This is a genomic window from Kosakonia sp. R1.Fl, from assembly GCF_023516815.1.
GTDB lineage: Bacteria > Pseudomonadota > Gammaproteobacteria > Enterobacterales > Enterobacteriaceae > Kosakonia.
The window spans coordinates 5,101,108-5,116,325 of sequence record NZ_JAMGSQ010000001.1; the positions used below are offsets into that span (position 1 = coordinate 5,101,108).

The window sequence follows — 15,218 nt, forward strand, 5'->3', positions numbered from 1 at the left end:
CCCCTTTTTTAAATCCCCTCAGATTTCACCCAACTCGCACATGGTTATTCGGGGTTATAGCAATGAAATAGCGACCACAGCTATTAACAATAAGCAAACAATCAAATAATTGCATTGTTTTAACCATTAAAAAAAGGGTAAAAAACCACATTTACCAAAATCATTAAACTATCATACCAAATATTCAACCGACCATTATTGCTCTCAGAACTTCATATTTAGAAATAGCCTTTATGAACTCTTAACGCTTTTCTGTCAGAGCTTCCCAGGTATAATTACAGTGACTTATTAATAATTACGATACCTCTCTGTATTAGCACGTAATTGATATTCTCCACATGCGTAGGTGACGAGTGGAAATAACTTAGCGAGTAAGGATGCTATCGGTTTCCCAGGGAATTATTCTTCCTCATAGAATATTTGAAGTTACATTAGTCCTTTCGACGTCTTTCGCACTTACGCATAGGCGTGGCATAAAAAACAAACTGAGGCAAAAAAATGAAACCGGCTTCCGTTATCATTATGGACGAATATCCTATTGTCAGAATGTCGATAGAGGTGCTTCTAGAGCAAAACCAGAATGTAAAAGTGGTACTAAAAACGGATGATAGCCGCGCGGCGCTTGATTATATCCGTACACTGCCCGTTGATCTGGTTATTCTGGATATTGAACTCCCTAAAACAGATGGATTTACTTTACTGAGAAGAATCAAAGCAATACGGGAAGATGTCAACGTGCTTTTTTTATCATCAAAATCTGAATCATTCTATGCAGCACGCGCCATTCGCGCTGGTGCGAATGGTTTTGTCAGTAAGCGGAAAGAACTCAACGATATTTATAACGCAGTAAAGATGATTCTTGCCGGATACTCCTTCTTCCCATCAGAGACGCTGAGTTATATAAACCAACCGGGTAAGAAGAAAGGGGAGCAGCGAGATATGCCGCTTTCTAATAGAGAAGTCACTGTATTGCGCTATCTGGCCAATGGATTATCAAACAAAGAGATTGCGGAACAACTTTTATTAAGCAACAAGACGATCAGCGCTCATAAATCGAATATTTTTTCGAAACTCGGCGTGCATACTATCGTCGAGTTAATTGATTATGCCAAATCACACGAACTGCTCTAGCGATATATGCCCGAAAAAATTCCCGGGCATATTTTTTGAAAAGAAGTTAATAGTAATTAATCGCGAAAGTCGCGTCGGCATTTGCTGTGCCGGGTGCAGGATTATCTGCCAGCGCAATGTAATTTGCGTAGAACTGCAGCGTTGCATTGCCATTGCTGTCCACGGCTATCTCCTGGCTGGCTGTCTCCAGCGCTAGCGGCGTACGATCTCTGTCGCGCAGCTCGACAGCCACTTTCTGCGCCATCACGCTATCTTTTAACGCCAGCAGTGCCGGGTTGCTGGCGGCTCTGCCCGAAAATGTTATCGACGCGCTACCCGGTGGGCACCCGGCTAATCGTAAGCTAAAACGCACCGGGGGCGTGGTGTTACCGGCATTTTGCAACTGCTTAGTGGGCCAACGGCCTAATTGCACCGTTTTGTCGCTGTCAGCCGTCTCGACATAACAGGTGAAGTCCACCACCGTCGCGCGTAGCTGAATGTTAATTTCCCCAAGCGGCGTATCGGCGGTCGCAAACGGGCTCAGCCAGCACCCAACGAGCATGAGATGGTGCGGTTTGATAAACATCATGACCCCTTAATCATAATCAACGCGCAAATAGCCCCGCGCCACAAAATCACCCTCGGCGGGTTTGAAGCCTGTGGCACTCACCGGCCACGCACTGATATCAACACGCGCAGAAGCGTTGTCATCAAGCTGGAAAGGAATTTTGCTACCCAACATGTTGGGGGTAAGTGGGTTCCCCTCACGGTCAGCGACGACAAACCCCACGTCAGGATTATCAGAAACCATCACCTGCCCACTGACTTTTTCCGCTTCCAGACGCATCGAAAGATAGGCCTGAGCGTCAACATTCGTGCACTCTATTGCTACGGTTTTTATTTGCGGATCAACGCCGTTCGGGCGATTTCCTGGCCCAGCCTGACTAAAGAGCGCGGCACCAATTTTATCAAACTCAAATTCAACGACCTGGCCTGCATTGAGTTTGCAGCTTTGCGGCACTTCCACTTTGCCGCTGTAGCTAATGGTATAGACCGGTACCGCGAGCGCATCGGTGTCCGTACTGGTGACATACACCCTAAACATGGTTTGGCGCGGGATCGGCACCATATTGATAAACGGCCGCACCACTTTAAGTTTAAAGATGAGCTTCGAATCCATTACGCCAAATGGCTTCTGATTGGGGACGTTAGGGTGAGTCCCCATGCGGATAAAATTCCTCGGCGGGAAAAAGATGCCGGCGTAATCATCTGTGATGCTCATCGCCCCTTCCAGATAATCATTTAACCTCATGTATTTGTAACCGCCATCGATGATATGTATCGGCAAGTCAGAGACATAACTTCGGTAGGTATAATTCACTTTGGTGCCGGCAGGGCAGATAGCCTGGACACCAACCCAGCCGGATTTTTCCGGCAACGTCACAACTTCTCCAACATGGTTGTTCCCGCTGGTAAACAGGTTCGACAGGTCATAATAGATATCTGTCGGTATGCCTTTCGCGTTCACACAAATCGTGGCCTGCGCCGACATCGCTGCAAGTAACAACAAGCCGCAAAGCAGTGCATGAAATCTGTTCATAAAATCATCCTTGTTCACAACGGGCGCTAGTCATCACCACGGCCTGTTGCAGGCTGGCTTGCGGTAAGGCGTAGCGTGCCAGGCAGCGTGAGTGTGTGCCGTCTCCCCACTGCACTAGCAGTTCCCCCAGTAATGGCAAACCGCTTAAGTACGCCTGTCCGTCCTCGCCCACCATGCCGGTCACGCCGCTTCCGGTTTCACGCACCACCGAACCAAACGGCACCGGGCGATCGCCGCGCATCAGCGTAACCAGTGCGCGGACGCCAATCCGGGTGTCAAAGCTGGCGCGGACCAGTGCGCCCTGCGTCGGCACGACACTACTGACGCTGTTTTGCACATCGGTGTGGTTATCCATCGTGTTGGTATCAAGCGCAATGCGGTTGTAACGATAAACGGAGGCATAAGGGACAATCGCGTAGCCTCGCCAGTCGGTTTGCACCCCGGTCTGATTTTCCACCCGCACGCCCTGCGCGCCCGGTGCTTTGATAAGTACGTTGGTATCGCCAAGCGGCTGGCTAAAGGTCACCCCGTCGGCGTGCGCAACCACGCCACCGCCAAGTTGCCAGTTATATTCGTGCTGGTAGGGATCGTAGTTGTAACCAAGGCCGAGCGTGCCCCAGCCGGCCTGCCAGTTGGCATTGGCGCTGCCGCTGTAACCGTTTGTGCTGCTGTGCCCCTGGCTTACGATGTAACTGAGGTTGCGTCCTTCAAGTAATGTGCCGCCTACCCCGCTCTGCCAGCTGTTTTGCCCGTTGCTGTTACGGCTAGCGTTAAGGTTGGCATAAGTGCGATCCAGCGCGCTTCCCCGGCTGTAGCGCTGCCCGCTTAGAGCGCTAAACGGCACGGAAAGATTCAACGCAATAATACGATCCGTATTATTGATGCCGGGTGAGCGGCTCCACGACCAGGTGAGCGAGTAGCTCATCCCCCGCCAGCCGCTGGCGTAACCGATTTGATACCAACTGCTGGGCTTAACGTTGTTCCAGTAAGTTTGCTGGCTGCCGGAAATATACAACGAGCCGTAATCCCCCAGGTTTTGCGAGATATTGACCTGAAAGCGCCCTTTTCGGTTGTTGTTGAGGTTGTGGTAGCTAACGAGCACCGGCTTTGGCTGTTTTCCCCCCTCACTCTCGTCCTGGTCTTCATACTCATAACCCTCCATGCGGCGATAAGCGACATCATTCAGTGTGTAAAAACCACGCGTCGAGTAGCGATAGCCGAGCAACTGAAAGTTGGTGCCGTACTGGTTGAGAGATTTGGCATACAAAAAGCGCAACGATTGCCCCTGATGTGTGCTGCCATCCGCCAGTTCACTGCGTGCCTGGGTAAAATCGAACGATATCGCCCCCCAGCCACCAAGGTTTTTGCCTGCGCCCATCACAAAGGCGTTATAGCGTTTCGCCAGTTGAGTTCCGCCATAGGCGGTGTAACCACCCGCCAGGCCGCCGATCACGCTGCCCTGAATAAAAGATGGGGAAGATTGTTGATCGTTGCCGCTGCGAAAATTCCCGGCCACGAGGTCATATTTAAAGCGCCCTTCACGTTGCAGGATCGGCACCGTCGAATACGGCACCGTATAACGTTGTTGACTGCCATCTTTTTCATCCACGGTAACGTCCAGATCGCCGCTGGATGAGGTTGGGTTCAGATCGGAAATAACAAAAGCGCCCGCCGAAACATAACTCTGATAAATGACATACCCGTTCTGGCGGATGGTTAATTTGGCAGGCGTACGCGCAATGCCGCGTACGGTTGGCGCGTAACCTTGCAGGCTATCGGGAAACATATTGTCGGCAGAGTAAAGGCGCACCCCGCGAAAACCGAGGCTATCAAACACGTCGCTGCCGGTATTACTGTCGCCCATCACCAGCTCGCTTTTCAGCGGGATAAGGGAACGTTGCAACCAGCTTCCAATGGTCCTCCAGCTGCGGGTATGCTCCTTCCCGCCACTGCTGTAACGCCAGGCGCCGTTATTACGCAACCGCCATGCGCCATAATTCAGCCCGCTTTGTAAGCTCAGGAAACCGTTATTGCTGCCGGGGCTGTGGCTACCCGTAAAGCTATAGTTAAGCAACGCAGCGGTAATGCCATCGTCCCACTCCTCTGCTGGAATATAACCGCGTGCGCTGTTCAGCATCGAAGCCTGGGGTAAGCCAATATTCAGCCGCATTGCTGAGAAATCAAAATCAGCTTCAGCACCCGGTATGGCGGTGGTGATATCGATACAGGTTTCGCCCTTGTCGATGAGCAGCGCCGGAAAAGCGCGGATATTAACGCCCAACCGCTTGAGCAAATCGGGAGTGAAGCATGGCATCAGACCGCCGGAAGCGGGTGCCGCCCCCTGCGGGGCAATAGCGAAACGCAGATCCTGGGTGGCGATAAACTCACCGTCGCGCCAGATATCCACCCGATAAACGCCCGGAGGCTGGTTACCTTTTTCAAAGCGCGACAAATCGGCAACGGCAGCGGCGTCCTCTGATAAAAACGCCGGGTTGAAGTAGTTCTCTGCACGGCTCATTGCCGGGTGCAACACTGCCAGCAGCGACAACGCCAGCCGCGAGTAAGCTGAAGGAGACGTGCGCTTATTCATAAGCATCCCTGTCATTTGTCCGTGTTATGGCAGACCAACGGTTTTCACTGGCGTCAGCGCGCCGTAATCATTCACCGTCTGGAAAGTCACTCCGCCCTGAACATTGGGTGGAATAAGCAACTGCGCACGGCCTTTGGGCGCGACCATGACATTGTCGAGCCTCTGTTTGCCGATATGAACATTCACCAAAGTGATGTAATACGCGGAGGGGTTAGTGATGTTCAGGTGTTTATCGAGACGCGAAAACTGCAGTTTCGCAGGCGCATCGTCTGTTAACCCGGATAGACTTTTCGGCCGAACAAATAGCTTAATGCGAGAGAGAACAGCCAACTGCAGCACGTTTTTGTCCGTGGCACTCTCTTTGTTCACCGATGGAATCGCTTTTACACTCAACCAGAACAGAGATTCGCGGTCGTCGGGTAACGGTTGCCCGGCGTAAATAATACGCAGCGTGTTTTCACTTTCCGGCTCGCTAACAAAAAGCGGTGGGGTCACGACAAACGTTTTTTCTTTTTCTCCTCGGCTATTTTCCACCCATGAATTCACCAGAAAACGTGCTTTCTTATCGCTATTAGAAATAGAAAGCGAGGTCTGTTTATCCTCGGAAGAATAAATAACCCGGGTTGCGCCAAGTGCTATTCCACCTGCGGCGTTTACCGGCAGCGCGATGGATAATAAAAAGCTGGCAAGCCAACCTGGTTTAAAAAAAATGTTCATAGCGAAAATAACTCTTCAGAATATTATGATGGTCGCAAGAAATACATCAGGGGTAGACCAGGGTAAACCAGACATCGGAACGCAAGTATCCGGGTGAAATACGTTCACTAATCGCCCGGTAGCGTGCGGAAAAATGCAGTGTGATTTCATCGGCTACCAGCGGGGAATAAGCATGCGGCATGCTGTTGGGTATAATTTGCCGCTGCTGTTGATCAAACAGCGCCAACCCTATGCCCTCAGCCCCCTCTCCTCCCGTGCCGTGTGCGACAAAAACTTGCGGATCTTCCGGTGGCGTTTGCCCGGAAAACACCACGCCGACATAGCGGGAGACATCCGCATCACACGCCGTCAAACGCAACGCAAACCCGGTGCTTATGGGGGAGAAACTGCCGATGCCGGAAAATGCATCCGTACGGTGTTGCCCCATCTGCACATGTAAATCTTCACTCTCTGGCGCAACCGCACATGCGCCATTGACCAGCGATCCGCGCAGGTGAACGCGTCCACCATCAACGACTGTCGCCCTTGCCAGCAAAGGCATCATGCACAACATGAATGCCTGTGTGAGCCCTGTCCTCATCATGGGTAATTTCTCGCATTACGCTATTAAGCGCCTCATCCCTGAGGCCGTGTCATCCCTGAAGTAATGGGTTATTCGTATTTCATGATGAACGTCGCGTCCGCATTTGCCTGCCCTGGTGTCGCGGTCGCGCTGGTGGCTTTGTAACGTGCGGAGAAATGCAAGGTGTTGGTGCCTACAAGCAGATCCTGTGCGGTGGAGAAGCTCGCGCCGTCCGGGCTCAGCGTTTTAGAGGCGTTATCAAGGATTTCAATACCCACACCGCTTGCCGTTGTGCTGTTGTCACCGGAGGTTAGCGCCAGCAGAGTAGTATCGGTGGCATCGGCCTGACCCGAAAACGCGACGGAAGCCGTCGGGAAGATATTTGGATCGCAATCATTAAGCACAATGTTGAACGGCACCGATCCGCTGGTAGCCCCTACGCCCGTGAAGGAGGCGGTGCGATATTGCCCCAGCGTCACGGTCTGATCGGCGGAAGCGGTGCTGACAGCGCAAGCTGCATTCACCAGTTCCCCTTCAAAATGCACATTACCGCCGCTTACGGTGTCTGCTTGTACGGCTCCCGCCATCAGCATCAATCCAGCAGCAACAGAACTAGCCATTAATTTCATATTCATACTATTTTCCTTGAAATAAAGAGTTGCGATTCCGACATCCTGCCGAAAACCGTTTGAGACTTGCTTACGCTAAATACCAGATGAAAAAACCTTTTCCTGTGAAGATATAACGCATCGGGAACAACTTATTCGCTTCCCATTTCTCCCCTGGGAAAACACCCGATATTTTCTCTGTGGACAGAACAACTAGCCACAACATAACAATAGGGATTGCGTAAAAATTAAAATATTCGCCAATACTGTCATTACGCCAGGTCTGTTCTTATTAGCGCTTAGGAAAAGGCCTGGCTTTTATTTATAAAACGGATAAGAAATAGCCGTAAATGCCTGTAACGGTGGCTTAATACTCGCTTTTCTTAAGGGTGATGAGTTGTTGAAATTTGGTTAACAACCCGCGACGGCGAAGCCCTTGATCTGCCGCGATTTCAGGCGCAGCGGTGGCGAAATCCGCAAACGGTAACTGACAGCGCGCCGCGCTTCTGACAAAATAGCCGCCATCCCCTTAGTTGATATGACAGATGGAATCCTCTCTCTGATGGCAGCAAAGATTATTGATGGTAAAACGATTGCGCAGCAGGTGCGCTCTGAGGTTGCTGAAAAAGTTCGGGCGCGCGTCGCGGCAGGATTTCGCGCTCCGGGCCTGGCGGTCGTACTGGTTGGCAGCAACCCGGCATCACAAATTTATGTCGGCAGCAAGCGCAAAGCCTGTGAGGAAGTGGGTTTCATCTCCCGCTCTTACGATCTCCCGGAAACTACCAGCGAAGCGGAACTGCTGGCGCTTATCGACAAGCTGAACGCCGATACCGCCATTGACGGTATTCTGGTGCAGTTGCCGCTGCCTGCGGGCATCGACAATGTGAAAGTGCTGGAACGCATCGCGCCGGACAAAGACGTAGATGGTTTCCACCCGTATAACGTAGGCCGCCTGTGCCAGCGCGCGCCGCGTCTGCGCCCCTGTACGCCGCGCGGCATCGTCACGCTGCTGGAGCGTTACAACATTGACACCTTCGGCCTCAACGCCGTGGTGATTGGCGCGTCCAATATCGTTGGTCGCCCGATGAGCATGGAACTGCTGCTGGCCGGTTGCACCACCACCGTGACGCACCGCTTCACTAAAAACCTGCGCCAGCACGTTGAAAACGCCGACCTGCTGATTGTCGCCGTGGGTAAACCGGGCTTTATTCCCGGCGAGTGGATCAAAGAAGGCGCGATTGTGATTGATGTCGGTATTAACCGTCTGGAAAACGGCAAAGTCGTCGGCGATGTGATTTATGAAGAAGCCGCCGCGCGAGCAGCGTATATTACGCCGGTACCGGGTGGCGTTGGCCCAATGACGGTCGCCACCCTGATCCAGAACACGCTGCAGGCGTGTGAAGAATACCATGATGTAAAAGGCGTATAAGATGGCAACATTTTCTCTCGGTAAACATCCGCACGTTGAGCTGTGCGATCTGCTGAAACTCGAAGGCTGGAGCGAAAGCGGCGCACAGGCGAAAATCGCCATTGCCGATGGCTTTGTCAAAGTGGATGGCACGGTTGAGACCCGCAAACGCTGCAAAATCGTCGCCGGTCAAACGGTGAGTTTTGAAGGCCAGAGCGTTACCGTCACCGCGTAATCACGCGTAGCAAGCCGGGTGTCGCATCACCGCAGCCCGGCACCTTCTTTCTCCTTCCCCCTGTCGTCATCACGGTTAATTACCGATCAACCTCAAAGAATCATTAATTCATCTGGCTAAATGTGAAAATTTAGTTGCAGCCCGTTACGACTTATCTCACGATGAGTAGAACGTTCTACTAAAACGTTCTACTAACAATAACAGCGCCAAAAGAGCGCTACTTCGGGGGAAATCAGCATGAGTCTGATATCAGGGTTTGTTAAATCATTGTCTAAGTTGTCGATGATTGGTCGCGCGTTAATGTTGCCAATCTCGTTGCTGCCAGCCGCAGGCTTGTTACTCGCTTTCGGCGATAAATTTCACTTGCCGCTGATGATGAACGCAGGTGGCGTTATCTTCGATAACCTGCCGATGTTGTTCGCCATCGGTTCGGCGGTTGGTCTCGCTTCAGAATCGGGCATTGCGGCGCTTTCAGCCGCGGTATCGGTGTTTATTACCAATATCACTATCGGCACCATGTTAGGTATCACGCCGGAAATGGCCTCGCAGGGCGGAAAATATGCCATGGTGGTCGGCATTCCAACCCTGCAAATGGGCGTTTTTGGCGGGCTGATTTGCGGTATTCTTGCCGCCTGGTGTTATAACCGCTTCCACACCATGCAGTTACCGGAGTTCCTCGGCTTCTTCTCTGGTAAGCGTTTTGTTGCTATCGCTACCGCGTTCTTATCCTTTGTGCTCGGCCTGCTGTTGCCCTATGTCTGGCAACATATTCAGGCGGGCATCGATGCACTTTCCGTGATCGTCAACGGTGATAATCAGGCCGCGTCGACGTTTATTTTCGGTTTAGTGGAACGCGCGCTGATCCCGCTTGGTCTGCACCATATCTGGTATCCGTCGTTCTGGTATTCGTTTGGCGATTACACCACGCAGGCCGGCCAGGTGATCCATGGCGATCAGACTATCTGGTTCAAAATGCTGGAAGAAGGGGTGAAATCCTTTAGCAGCGATACCTACCAGAACGCCGGCAAGTTTATGCAGGGTGAGTTCCCGCTGATGCTGTTTGCGCTGCCTGCAGCCTGCCTTGCGATGTACCACGAAGCGCACACCCGCAATAAGAAGATCGCGTTTGGTATTCTCTTCTCTGCCGCACTGACCTGCTTCCTGACCGGCATTACCGAGCCGGTTGAATTCACCTTTATCTTCGTTGCGCCAATTCTCTACGTCTTTAACGCCATCATGGCCGGTCTGGCGTATATGACGATGTACCTGCTGCACGCGCACATTGCGAAATCCTTCTCTGCCGGGTTTATCGACTACTTATCGTTCGGCATCCTGCCGTCGTTTAACGGTTATCAGACCAACTTCCTTAACGCGGTGATCGTTGGCATCCCGATGGCGCTGATTTATTACTTCACCTTCCGTTTTGTGATCCGCCGCTTCGACGTGAAAACACCGGGACGCACAGAAGTTACCGCCGTGGCAGATGATAAAACCGACAGCGAACTGGCAACCGAGATCATCGCCATGCTGGGCGGCGCGCAGAACATCGACTCCGTCGGTTCCTGTATCACTCGCTTGCGCCTGGAAGTGGCGAAAAGCGAAATGGTGGATAAAGATGGCCTTAACGGCCTGGGTGCGCGCGGCGTGGTATTTGTTGGCGATAGCGGTATTCAGGTTATTTTCGGTGCGAGGGCGCAATTTATCGCCCAGACCATGTCCACAATGATCGGCAAATAATAAGATACCGGGTTGGCGCGTCCAGCACGCGCCATATCAGGTGGAAAACCGGGAAAATCAGGGAGCGAGTTTGAAGAAAGTCAGCATCATTGATGTCGCTAAACAGGCGGGCGTTTCTGTCTCCACCGTCTCGCTGGTGCTGCGCCAGAAAGGGAAAATTTCACAGGCGACGATCGCTAAAGTCCATGCCGCTATTGATGCGCTCGGCTATGTTCACAACGTTGCTGCCGCGAATCTGCGTGCCAATACCTCCAACCTGATTGGGCTCATCCTGCGCGATTTCAGCGACAGCTTCTCAATAAAAGTGATGGCCAGCATCGTGCAGGAGCTGGAAAAACAGGGTTACATGGTTTTTTTGGGTCAGCCGCTCAACGATGGCGATCACCTGGAACGCTGCCTGCTGTCATTCAAACAACAAGGGGTTGCCGGGGTGATTTATCTCGCCTCCGATACGCGCAGCTCAACGCTTCCCGCCCAAATTCGCGACTGCCCGCAGCCGCTGGTGGTGGTGTCGCAGTCGTTGCTCAATGAAGAGTGCAATCTGGTCATGCGCGATAACCGTCAGGCCGCCAGCCTGGCGACGCGGTATCTCATCGAGCGCGGGCACCGCAACATTGCTTATATTGGCGGTATTGAAGGCGATTTAATCCGCCAGCAGCGTCTGCTGGGGTTTCGCACCACAATGACGCAGAACGGGCTGGTAGTACGCGAAGAAGCCACTCCGGCCTGCAGCGACGATACCCGCGCGGCGAGTTACGCAGTGCGCCAGTTACTGGAAAAAAACAGCACTATTACCGCCCTGCTCTGCCACTCGCCGGATGCCATGATTGGCTCCATCGCCGGGATCCACCAAACCGGGCATACGGTGGGCAAAGATGTGTTCCTCTCTCAACAAGTGGCGCTCGTCGGCTTTGAAGATATGTTGCACGTCAATCTCACCTCGCCTTCCTTTACCTATGTTTCGTCCGCCAGCGAAGAGACCGGGCGCCAGGCGGCGGGGTTGATCATTCGCAAGCTGAAAGAGCCTGAGTTGCAAACGCAGCGCATCACGCTTTCCGGCCAATTGATTGCTCGCGAGTCTGCGTAATCTGCACACGACGCAGAAACAACAACGTACTCACGGGCTGTAAACTGGCATCGGCTTAAAACCCGCCAGTCCCTCTTCTGACGACAAAAGATTCAGAAAACCCCGCCGTTTACCCGCCTGGCGCTTCGGCTATAATTTCGTTTTTCTTCAGAGACCTGCGTTATGCCAACGATTGTTACACATGCTGCTGTCCCGCTTTGTCTGGGATTAGGGCTCGGCAGTAAAGTGATCCCTCGCGGCTTACTACTGGCGGGGATAGGGCTTGCTATGTTGCCCGATGCCGACGTGCTGGCATTTAAATTCGGTGTCGCTTATGGCAATGTTTTCGGTCATCGCGGGTTTACCCACTCGTTGCTGTTTGCTTTTGTGGTACCGCTATTGGTGACCTGCCTTGGGCGAAAATACTTCAAAGCGAGTCTGGCGCGCTGCTGGGCGTTTCTCACCGTGTCGTTGCTGTCGCACAGCCTGCTGGATTCCATCACTACCGGTGGAAAAGGCGTCGGCTGGCTGTGGCCATGGTCGGATGAACGCTTCTTTGCGCCGTGGCAGGTGATCAAAGTCGCGCCGTTTGCGCTGTCGCGCTACAACACGCCGTATGGTCATCAGGTGATTATTTCGGAGCTGCTGTGGGTGTGGCTGCCGGGTGTGATTCTGATGCTGCTGTTGTGGAAAATGCGGCGAGGATAAATCGCCCCCGCAAGTAGTTTTGCAGGGACAACAAAAAAGCGGCCGAAGCCGCTTTTTTTCTTACTTACGACGCCAGGTCGTGCCCTGCGGGCCATCTTCCAGCACGATACCCATCTCGTTCAGACGGTCACGCGCGGCATCGGCTGCCGCCCAGTCTTTCGCTTTACGCGCATCGAGGCGCTGCTGGATAAGCTTTTCGATCTCAGCCACTTCGCTATCATCCGCCTGCGCACCGCTTTGCAGGAAGAGATCCGGATCCTGCTCCAGCAGACCCAAAACGCCCGCCAGTTCACGCAGCTTTTTCGCCGCCGCATTTGCGCCCAGCGCATCCCCGTCATGCTTCAGCGTATTCACTTCGCGCGCGAGGTCAAACAGCACGGAATAGGCTTCCGGGGTGTTGAAGTCGTCATCCATCGCTTCGCAGAAGCGTTTCTGGAACAATTCACCGTCATAGAAAAAGCGATCCTCTGCGTTATTGCTATCCGTACCGCGCAGCGCGTTGTACAGACGCTCCAGCGCAGAGCGCGCCTGTTTCAGGTTCTCTTCGCTGTAGTTCAACTGGCTGCGATAGTGACCGGACATCAGGAAGTAGCGCACAGTTTCCGCGTCGTAATACTTCAGCACGTCGCGCACGGTAAAGAAATTGCCGAGCGATTTTGACATCTTCTCGCGATCAACCATCACCATGCCGGAGTGCATCCAGTAATTTACGTACTCGCCGTCATGCGCACAGGTTGACTGGGCGATTTCGTTTTCGTGGTGCGGGAACATCAGATCGGAACCGCCACCGTGGATATCGAAATGCGAACCCAGCTGTTTGCAGTTCATCGCCGAACACTCAATGTGCCACCCCGGACGCCCTTCGCCCCACGGCGACGACCAGCTCGGCTCTCCGGGCTTGGACATTTTCCACAGCACGAAGTCCATCGGGTTGCGTTTTACTTCCGCGACTTCGACGCGAGCACCCGCCTGCAACTGATCCAGATCCTGGCGCGAAAGCTGACCGTAAGTTGGATCGGTCGGCACCGAGAACATCACATCACCGTTTTCAGCAACGTAAGCATGTTCGCGTTCCAGCAGGCGCTGAGTGATTTCAATAATTTCATGAATATGATGCGTCGCACGCGGTTCGCTGTCCGGGCGCAGGATATTGAGCGCGTCAAAATCCTTATGCATCTCAACGATCATCCGGTCGACCAGCGCGACAAAACTTTCGCCATTCTCATTAGCGCGCTTAATGATTTTGTCGTCAATATCGGTAATATTGCGGACATATTTCAGCTTATAGCCGAGAAAGCGCAAATAGCGGGATACCACGTCAAAGGCGACAAACGTACGGCCGTGACCGATATGACAGAGATCGTAAACGGTAATACCACACACGTACATGCCGACTTCCCCGGCATGAATAGGTTTGAATTCCTCTTTTTGGCGCGTCAGTGTATTAAAGATTTTTAACATCGAAGATTCCATGTGGACGTGTGTGGAACGAAAACCGCATATATTACCCGTAATTCAAACCCGAAGCAGCACACTTTGCAAGGTGATCCAGCCTCGCGGTTATGCTATAACAAGCGACTATCTCTGACCCACTGGCGGGTCTACGCACTACACTATCAGAACAGGATGCAATAATGGTTACTTTCCACACTAATCACGGCGACATCGTAATCAAAACCTTTGATGACAAAGCGCCTGAAACAGTTAAAAACTTCCTGGACTACTGCCGTGAAGGTTTCTACAACAACACGATTTTCCACCGTGTTATCAATGGCTTTATGATTCAGGGCGGCGGTTTCGAACCGGGCATGAACCAGAAAGTCACTAAAGACCCGATCAAAAACGAAGCCAACAACGGTCTGAAAAACACCCGTGGTACGCTGGCAATGGCGCGTACTCAGGCTCCGCACTCCGCTACCGCGCAGTTCTTCATCAACGTGGCTGATAACGACTTCCTGAACTTCAGCGGCGAAAGCATGCAGGGCTGGGGCTACTGCGTGTTTGCCGAAGTGGTTGAAGGTATGGACGTTGTTGATAAGATCAAAGGCGTTTCCACCGGCCGCAGCGGCATGCACCAGGACGTGCCGAAAGAAGACGTGGTGATTGAAAGCGTGGACGTCAGCGAGTAATTGGTGGCGACACTCTTTATCGCAGATTTGCATCTGCAAACAGAAGAACCGGCGATCACCGCCGGTTTTCTGCGTTTTCTGGCCGGTACAGCGCGTGAAGCCGATGCGCTCTACATTTTGGGCGATCTGTTTGAAGCGTGGATTGGCGACGACGATCCAAACCCGCTGCATCAGCAAATTGCTCAGGCGATCAAAGCCGTTGTCGACAGCGGCGTTCCTTGCTACTTCATTCACGGCAACCGCGATTTCCTGCTCGGCCAACGTTTCGCGCAAGCCTGCGGTATGCAGTTGTTACCTCAGGAACAGGTGCTCGATTTGTATGGCCGTAACGTGCTGATTATGCATGGCGACACGCTCTGTACCGATGATGCCGGTTATCAGGCCTTTCGCGCCAAAGTGCACCAACCCTGGCTGCAAAAGCTGTTCCTTACCCTGCCGCTGTTTATTCGCCGACGTATCGCCGCGAAAATGCGCGCCGGTAGTAAAGCCGCTAACAGCAGCAAGTCGCTTTCGATTATGGATGTAAACCAGCACGCCGTGGTGGAAGCCATGGAAAAACACCAGGTGCAGTGGTTGATCCACGGTCATACCCATCGCCCGGCAGTGCATGAACTTACCGCGAATAACGCGCCCGCATTCCGTGCCGTTTTAGGCGCATGGCACAGCGAAGGCTCGATGGTGCGCGTCAGTGAAAGCGATGTCGAACTGATTCATTTCCCTTTCTGAATACGCTTGTGATTACGCGTCA

Annotated in this window: 15 protein-coding genes; 8 read left to right on the forward strand and 7 right to left on the reverse strand. The window is 52.7% G+C overall.

Features of this window, described 5'->3' with window-relative positions; genetic code table 11:
• Window positions 1–498 precede the first annotated feature (498 nt).
• Entirely contained in the window at window positions 499–1,131 is a 633-nt protein-coding gene (gene fimZ, locus M8Q36_RS24220) for a fimbria biosynthesis transcriptional regulator FimZ (RefSeq protein WP_249882667.1), read from the forward strand.
• Between the two features lie 46 nt (window positions 1,132–1,177).
• On the opposite strand, the gene sfmF is transcribed toward fimZ, so the two are convergent.
• From sfmF to fimA, 6 genes are all read right to left on the reverse strand, one after another.
• Complete coding sequence (gene sfmF / locus M8Q36_RS24225; RefSeq protein WP_249882848.1) at window positions 1,178–1,696, reverse strand: fimbria assembly protein; 519 nt, start codon at window positions 1,694–1,696, stop codon at window positions 1,178–1,180.
• 9 nt (window positions 1,697–1,705) lie between these two features.
• The gene (fimH, locus tag M8Q36_RS24230) at window positions 1,706–2,710 is read right to left on the reverse strand and encodes a type 1 fimbria D-mannose specific adhesin FimH (protein WP_249882849.1); all 1,005 of its coding nucleotides are present in this window, start codon (window positions 2,708–2,710) and stop codon (window positions 1,706–1,708) included.
• A 4-nt stretch (window positions 2,711–2,714) separates the two neighbouring features.
• Window positions 2,715–5,300 carry a fimbrial biogenesis usher protein gene (locus tag M8Q36_RS24235; protein WP_249882668.1) on the reverse strand — a complete coding sequence of 862 codons (2,586 nt, stop codon included), beginning with the start codon at window positions 5,298–5,300 and terminating at the stop codon, window positions 2,715–2,717.
• Between the two features lie 24 nt (window positions 5,301–5,324).
• Window positions 5,325–6,017 carry a type 1 fimbria chaperone FimC gene (fimC, locus tag M8Q36_RS24240; RefSeq protein ID WP_249882669.1) on the reverse strand — a complete coding sequence of 231 codons (693 nt, stop codon included), beginning with the start codon at window positions 6,015–6,017 and terminating at the stop codon, window positions 5,325–5,327.
• A 46-nt stretch (window positions 6,018–6,063) separates the two neighbouring features.
• Window positions 6,064–6,600 (reverse strand): type 1 fimbrial protein subunit FimI, encoded by a 537-nt coding sequence (fimI, locus tag M8Q36_RS24245; RefSeq protein WP_249882670.1) that lies wholly within the window; start codon window positions 6,598–6,600, stop codon window positions 6,064–6,066.
• A 68-nt stretch (window positions 6,601–6,668) separates the two neighbouring features.
• Complete coding sequence (gene fimA, locus M8Q36_RS24250; protein WP_249882671.1) at window positions 6,669–7,214, reverse strand: type 1 fimbrial major subunit FimA; 546 nt, start codon at window positions 7,212–7,214, stop codon at window positions 6,669–6,671.
• Window positions 7,215–7,749: 535 nt separating this feature from the next.
• Here fimA and folD point away from each other — a divergent pair.
• The 5 genes from folD (at window position 7,750) to M8Q36_RS24275 (ending at window position 12,341) form a co-directional block, all read left to right on the forward strand.
• Window positions 7,750–8,616 (forward strand): bifunctional methylenetetrahydrofolate dehydrogenase/methenyltetrahydrofolate cyclohydrolase FolD, encoded by an 867-nt coding sequence (gene folD / locus M8Q36_RS24255; RefSeq protein ID WP_020456848.1) that lies wholly within the window; start codon window positions 7,750–7,752, stop codon window positions 8,614–8,616.
• Between the two features lies 1 nt (window position 8,617).
• Window positions 8,618–8,830, forward strand: coding sequence for a ribosome-associated protein YbcJ (gene ybcJ / locus M8Q36_RS24260; protein ID WP_249882672.1), 213 nt, complete (start codon window positions 8,618–8,620; stop codon window positions 8,828–8,830).
• A 237-nt stretch (window positions 8,831–9,067) separates the two neighbouring features.
• A complete protein-coding gene (locus tag M8Q36_RS24265) occupies window positions 9,068–10,567 on the forward strand; it encodes a PTS transporter subunit EIIC (protein WP_044489584.1) in 1,500 nt (499 codons plus the stop codon).
• Between the two features lie 70 nt (window positions 10,568–10,637).
• The gene (gene malI / locus M8Q36_RS24270) at window positions 10,638–11,654 is read left to right on the forward strand and encodes a Mal regulon transcriptional regulator MalI (RefSeq protein WP_249882673.1); all 1,017 of its coding nucleotides are present in this window, start codon (window positions 10,638–10,640) and stop codon (window positions 11,652–11,654) included.
• Window positions 11,655–11,816: 162 nt separating this feature from the next.
• Entirely contained in the window at window positions 11,817–12,341 is a 525-nt protein-coding gene (locus M8Q36_RS24275; protein ID WP_249882674.1) for a metal-dependent hydrolase, read from the forward strand.
• A 60-nt stretch (window positions 12,342–12,401) separates the two neighbouring features.
• Here the strand turns inward: M8Q36_RS24275 and cysS are convergent, their stop codons facing one another.
• Complete coding sequence (gene cysS, locus M8Q36_RS24280; RefSeq protein WP_249882675.1) at window positions 12,402–13,802, reverse strand: cysteine--tRNA ligase; 1,401 nt, start codon at window positions 13,800–13,802, stop codon at window positions 12,402–12,404.
• 173 nt (window positions 13,803–13,975) lie between these two features.
• Here cysS and ppiB point away from each other — a divergent pair, with 173 nt between their 5' ends.
• Both ppiB and lpxH read left to right on the forward strand, forming a co-directional pair.
• Window positions 13,976–14,470 carry a peptidylprolyl isomerase B gene (ppiB, locus tag M8Q36_RS24285; RefSeq protein ID WP_020456843.1) on the forward strand — a complete coding sequence of 165 codons (495 nt, stop codon included), beginning with the start codon at window positions 13,976–13,978 and terminating at the stop codon, window positions 14,468–14,470.
• A 3-nt stretch (window positions 14,471–14,473) separates the two neighbouring features.
• Window positions 14,474–15,196: a UDP-2,3-diacylglucosamine diphosphatase gene (gene lpxH / locus M8Q36_RS24290; RefSeq protein ID WP_249882676.1), complete on the forward strand. Its 723-nt coding sequence runs from the start codon at window positions 14,474–14,476 to the stop codon at window positions 15,194–15,196.
• Window positions 15,197–15,218 lie beyond the last annotated feature (22 nt).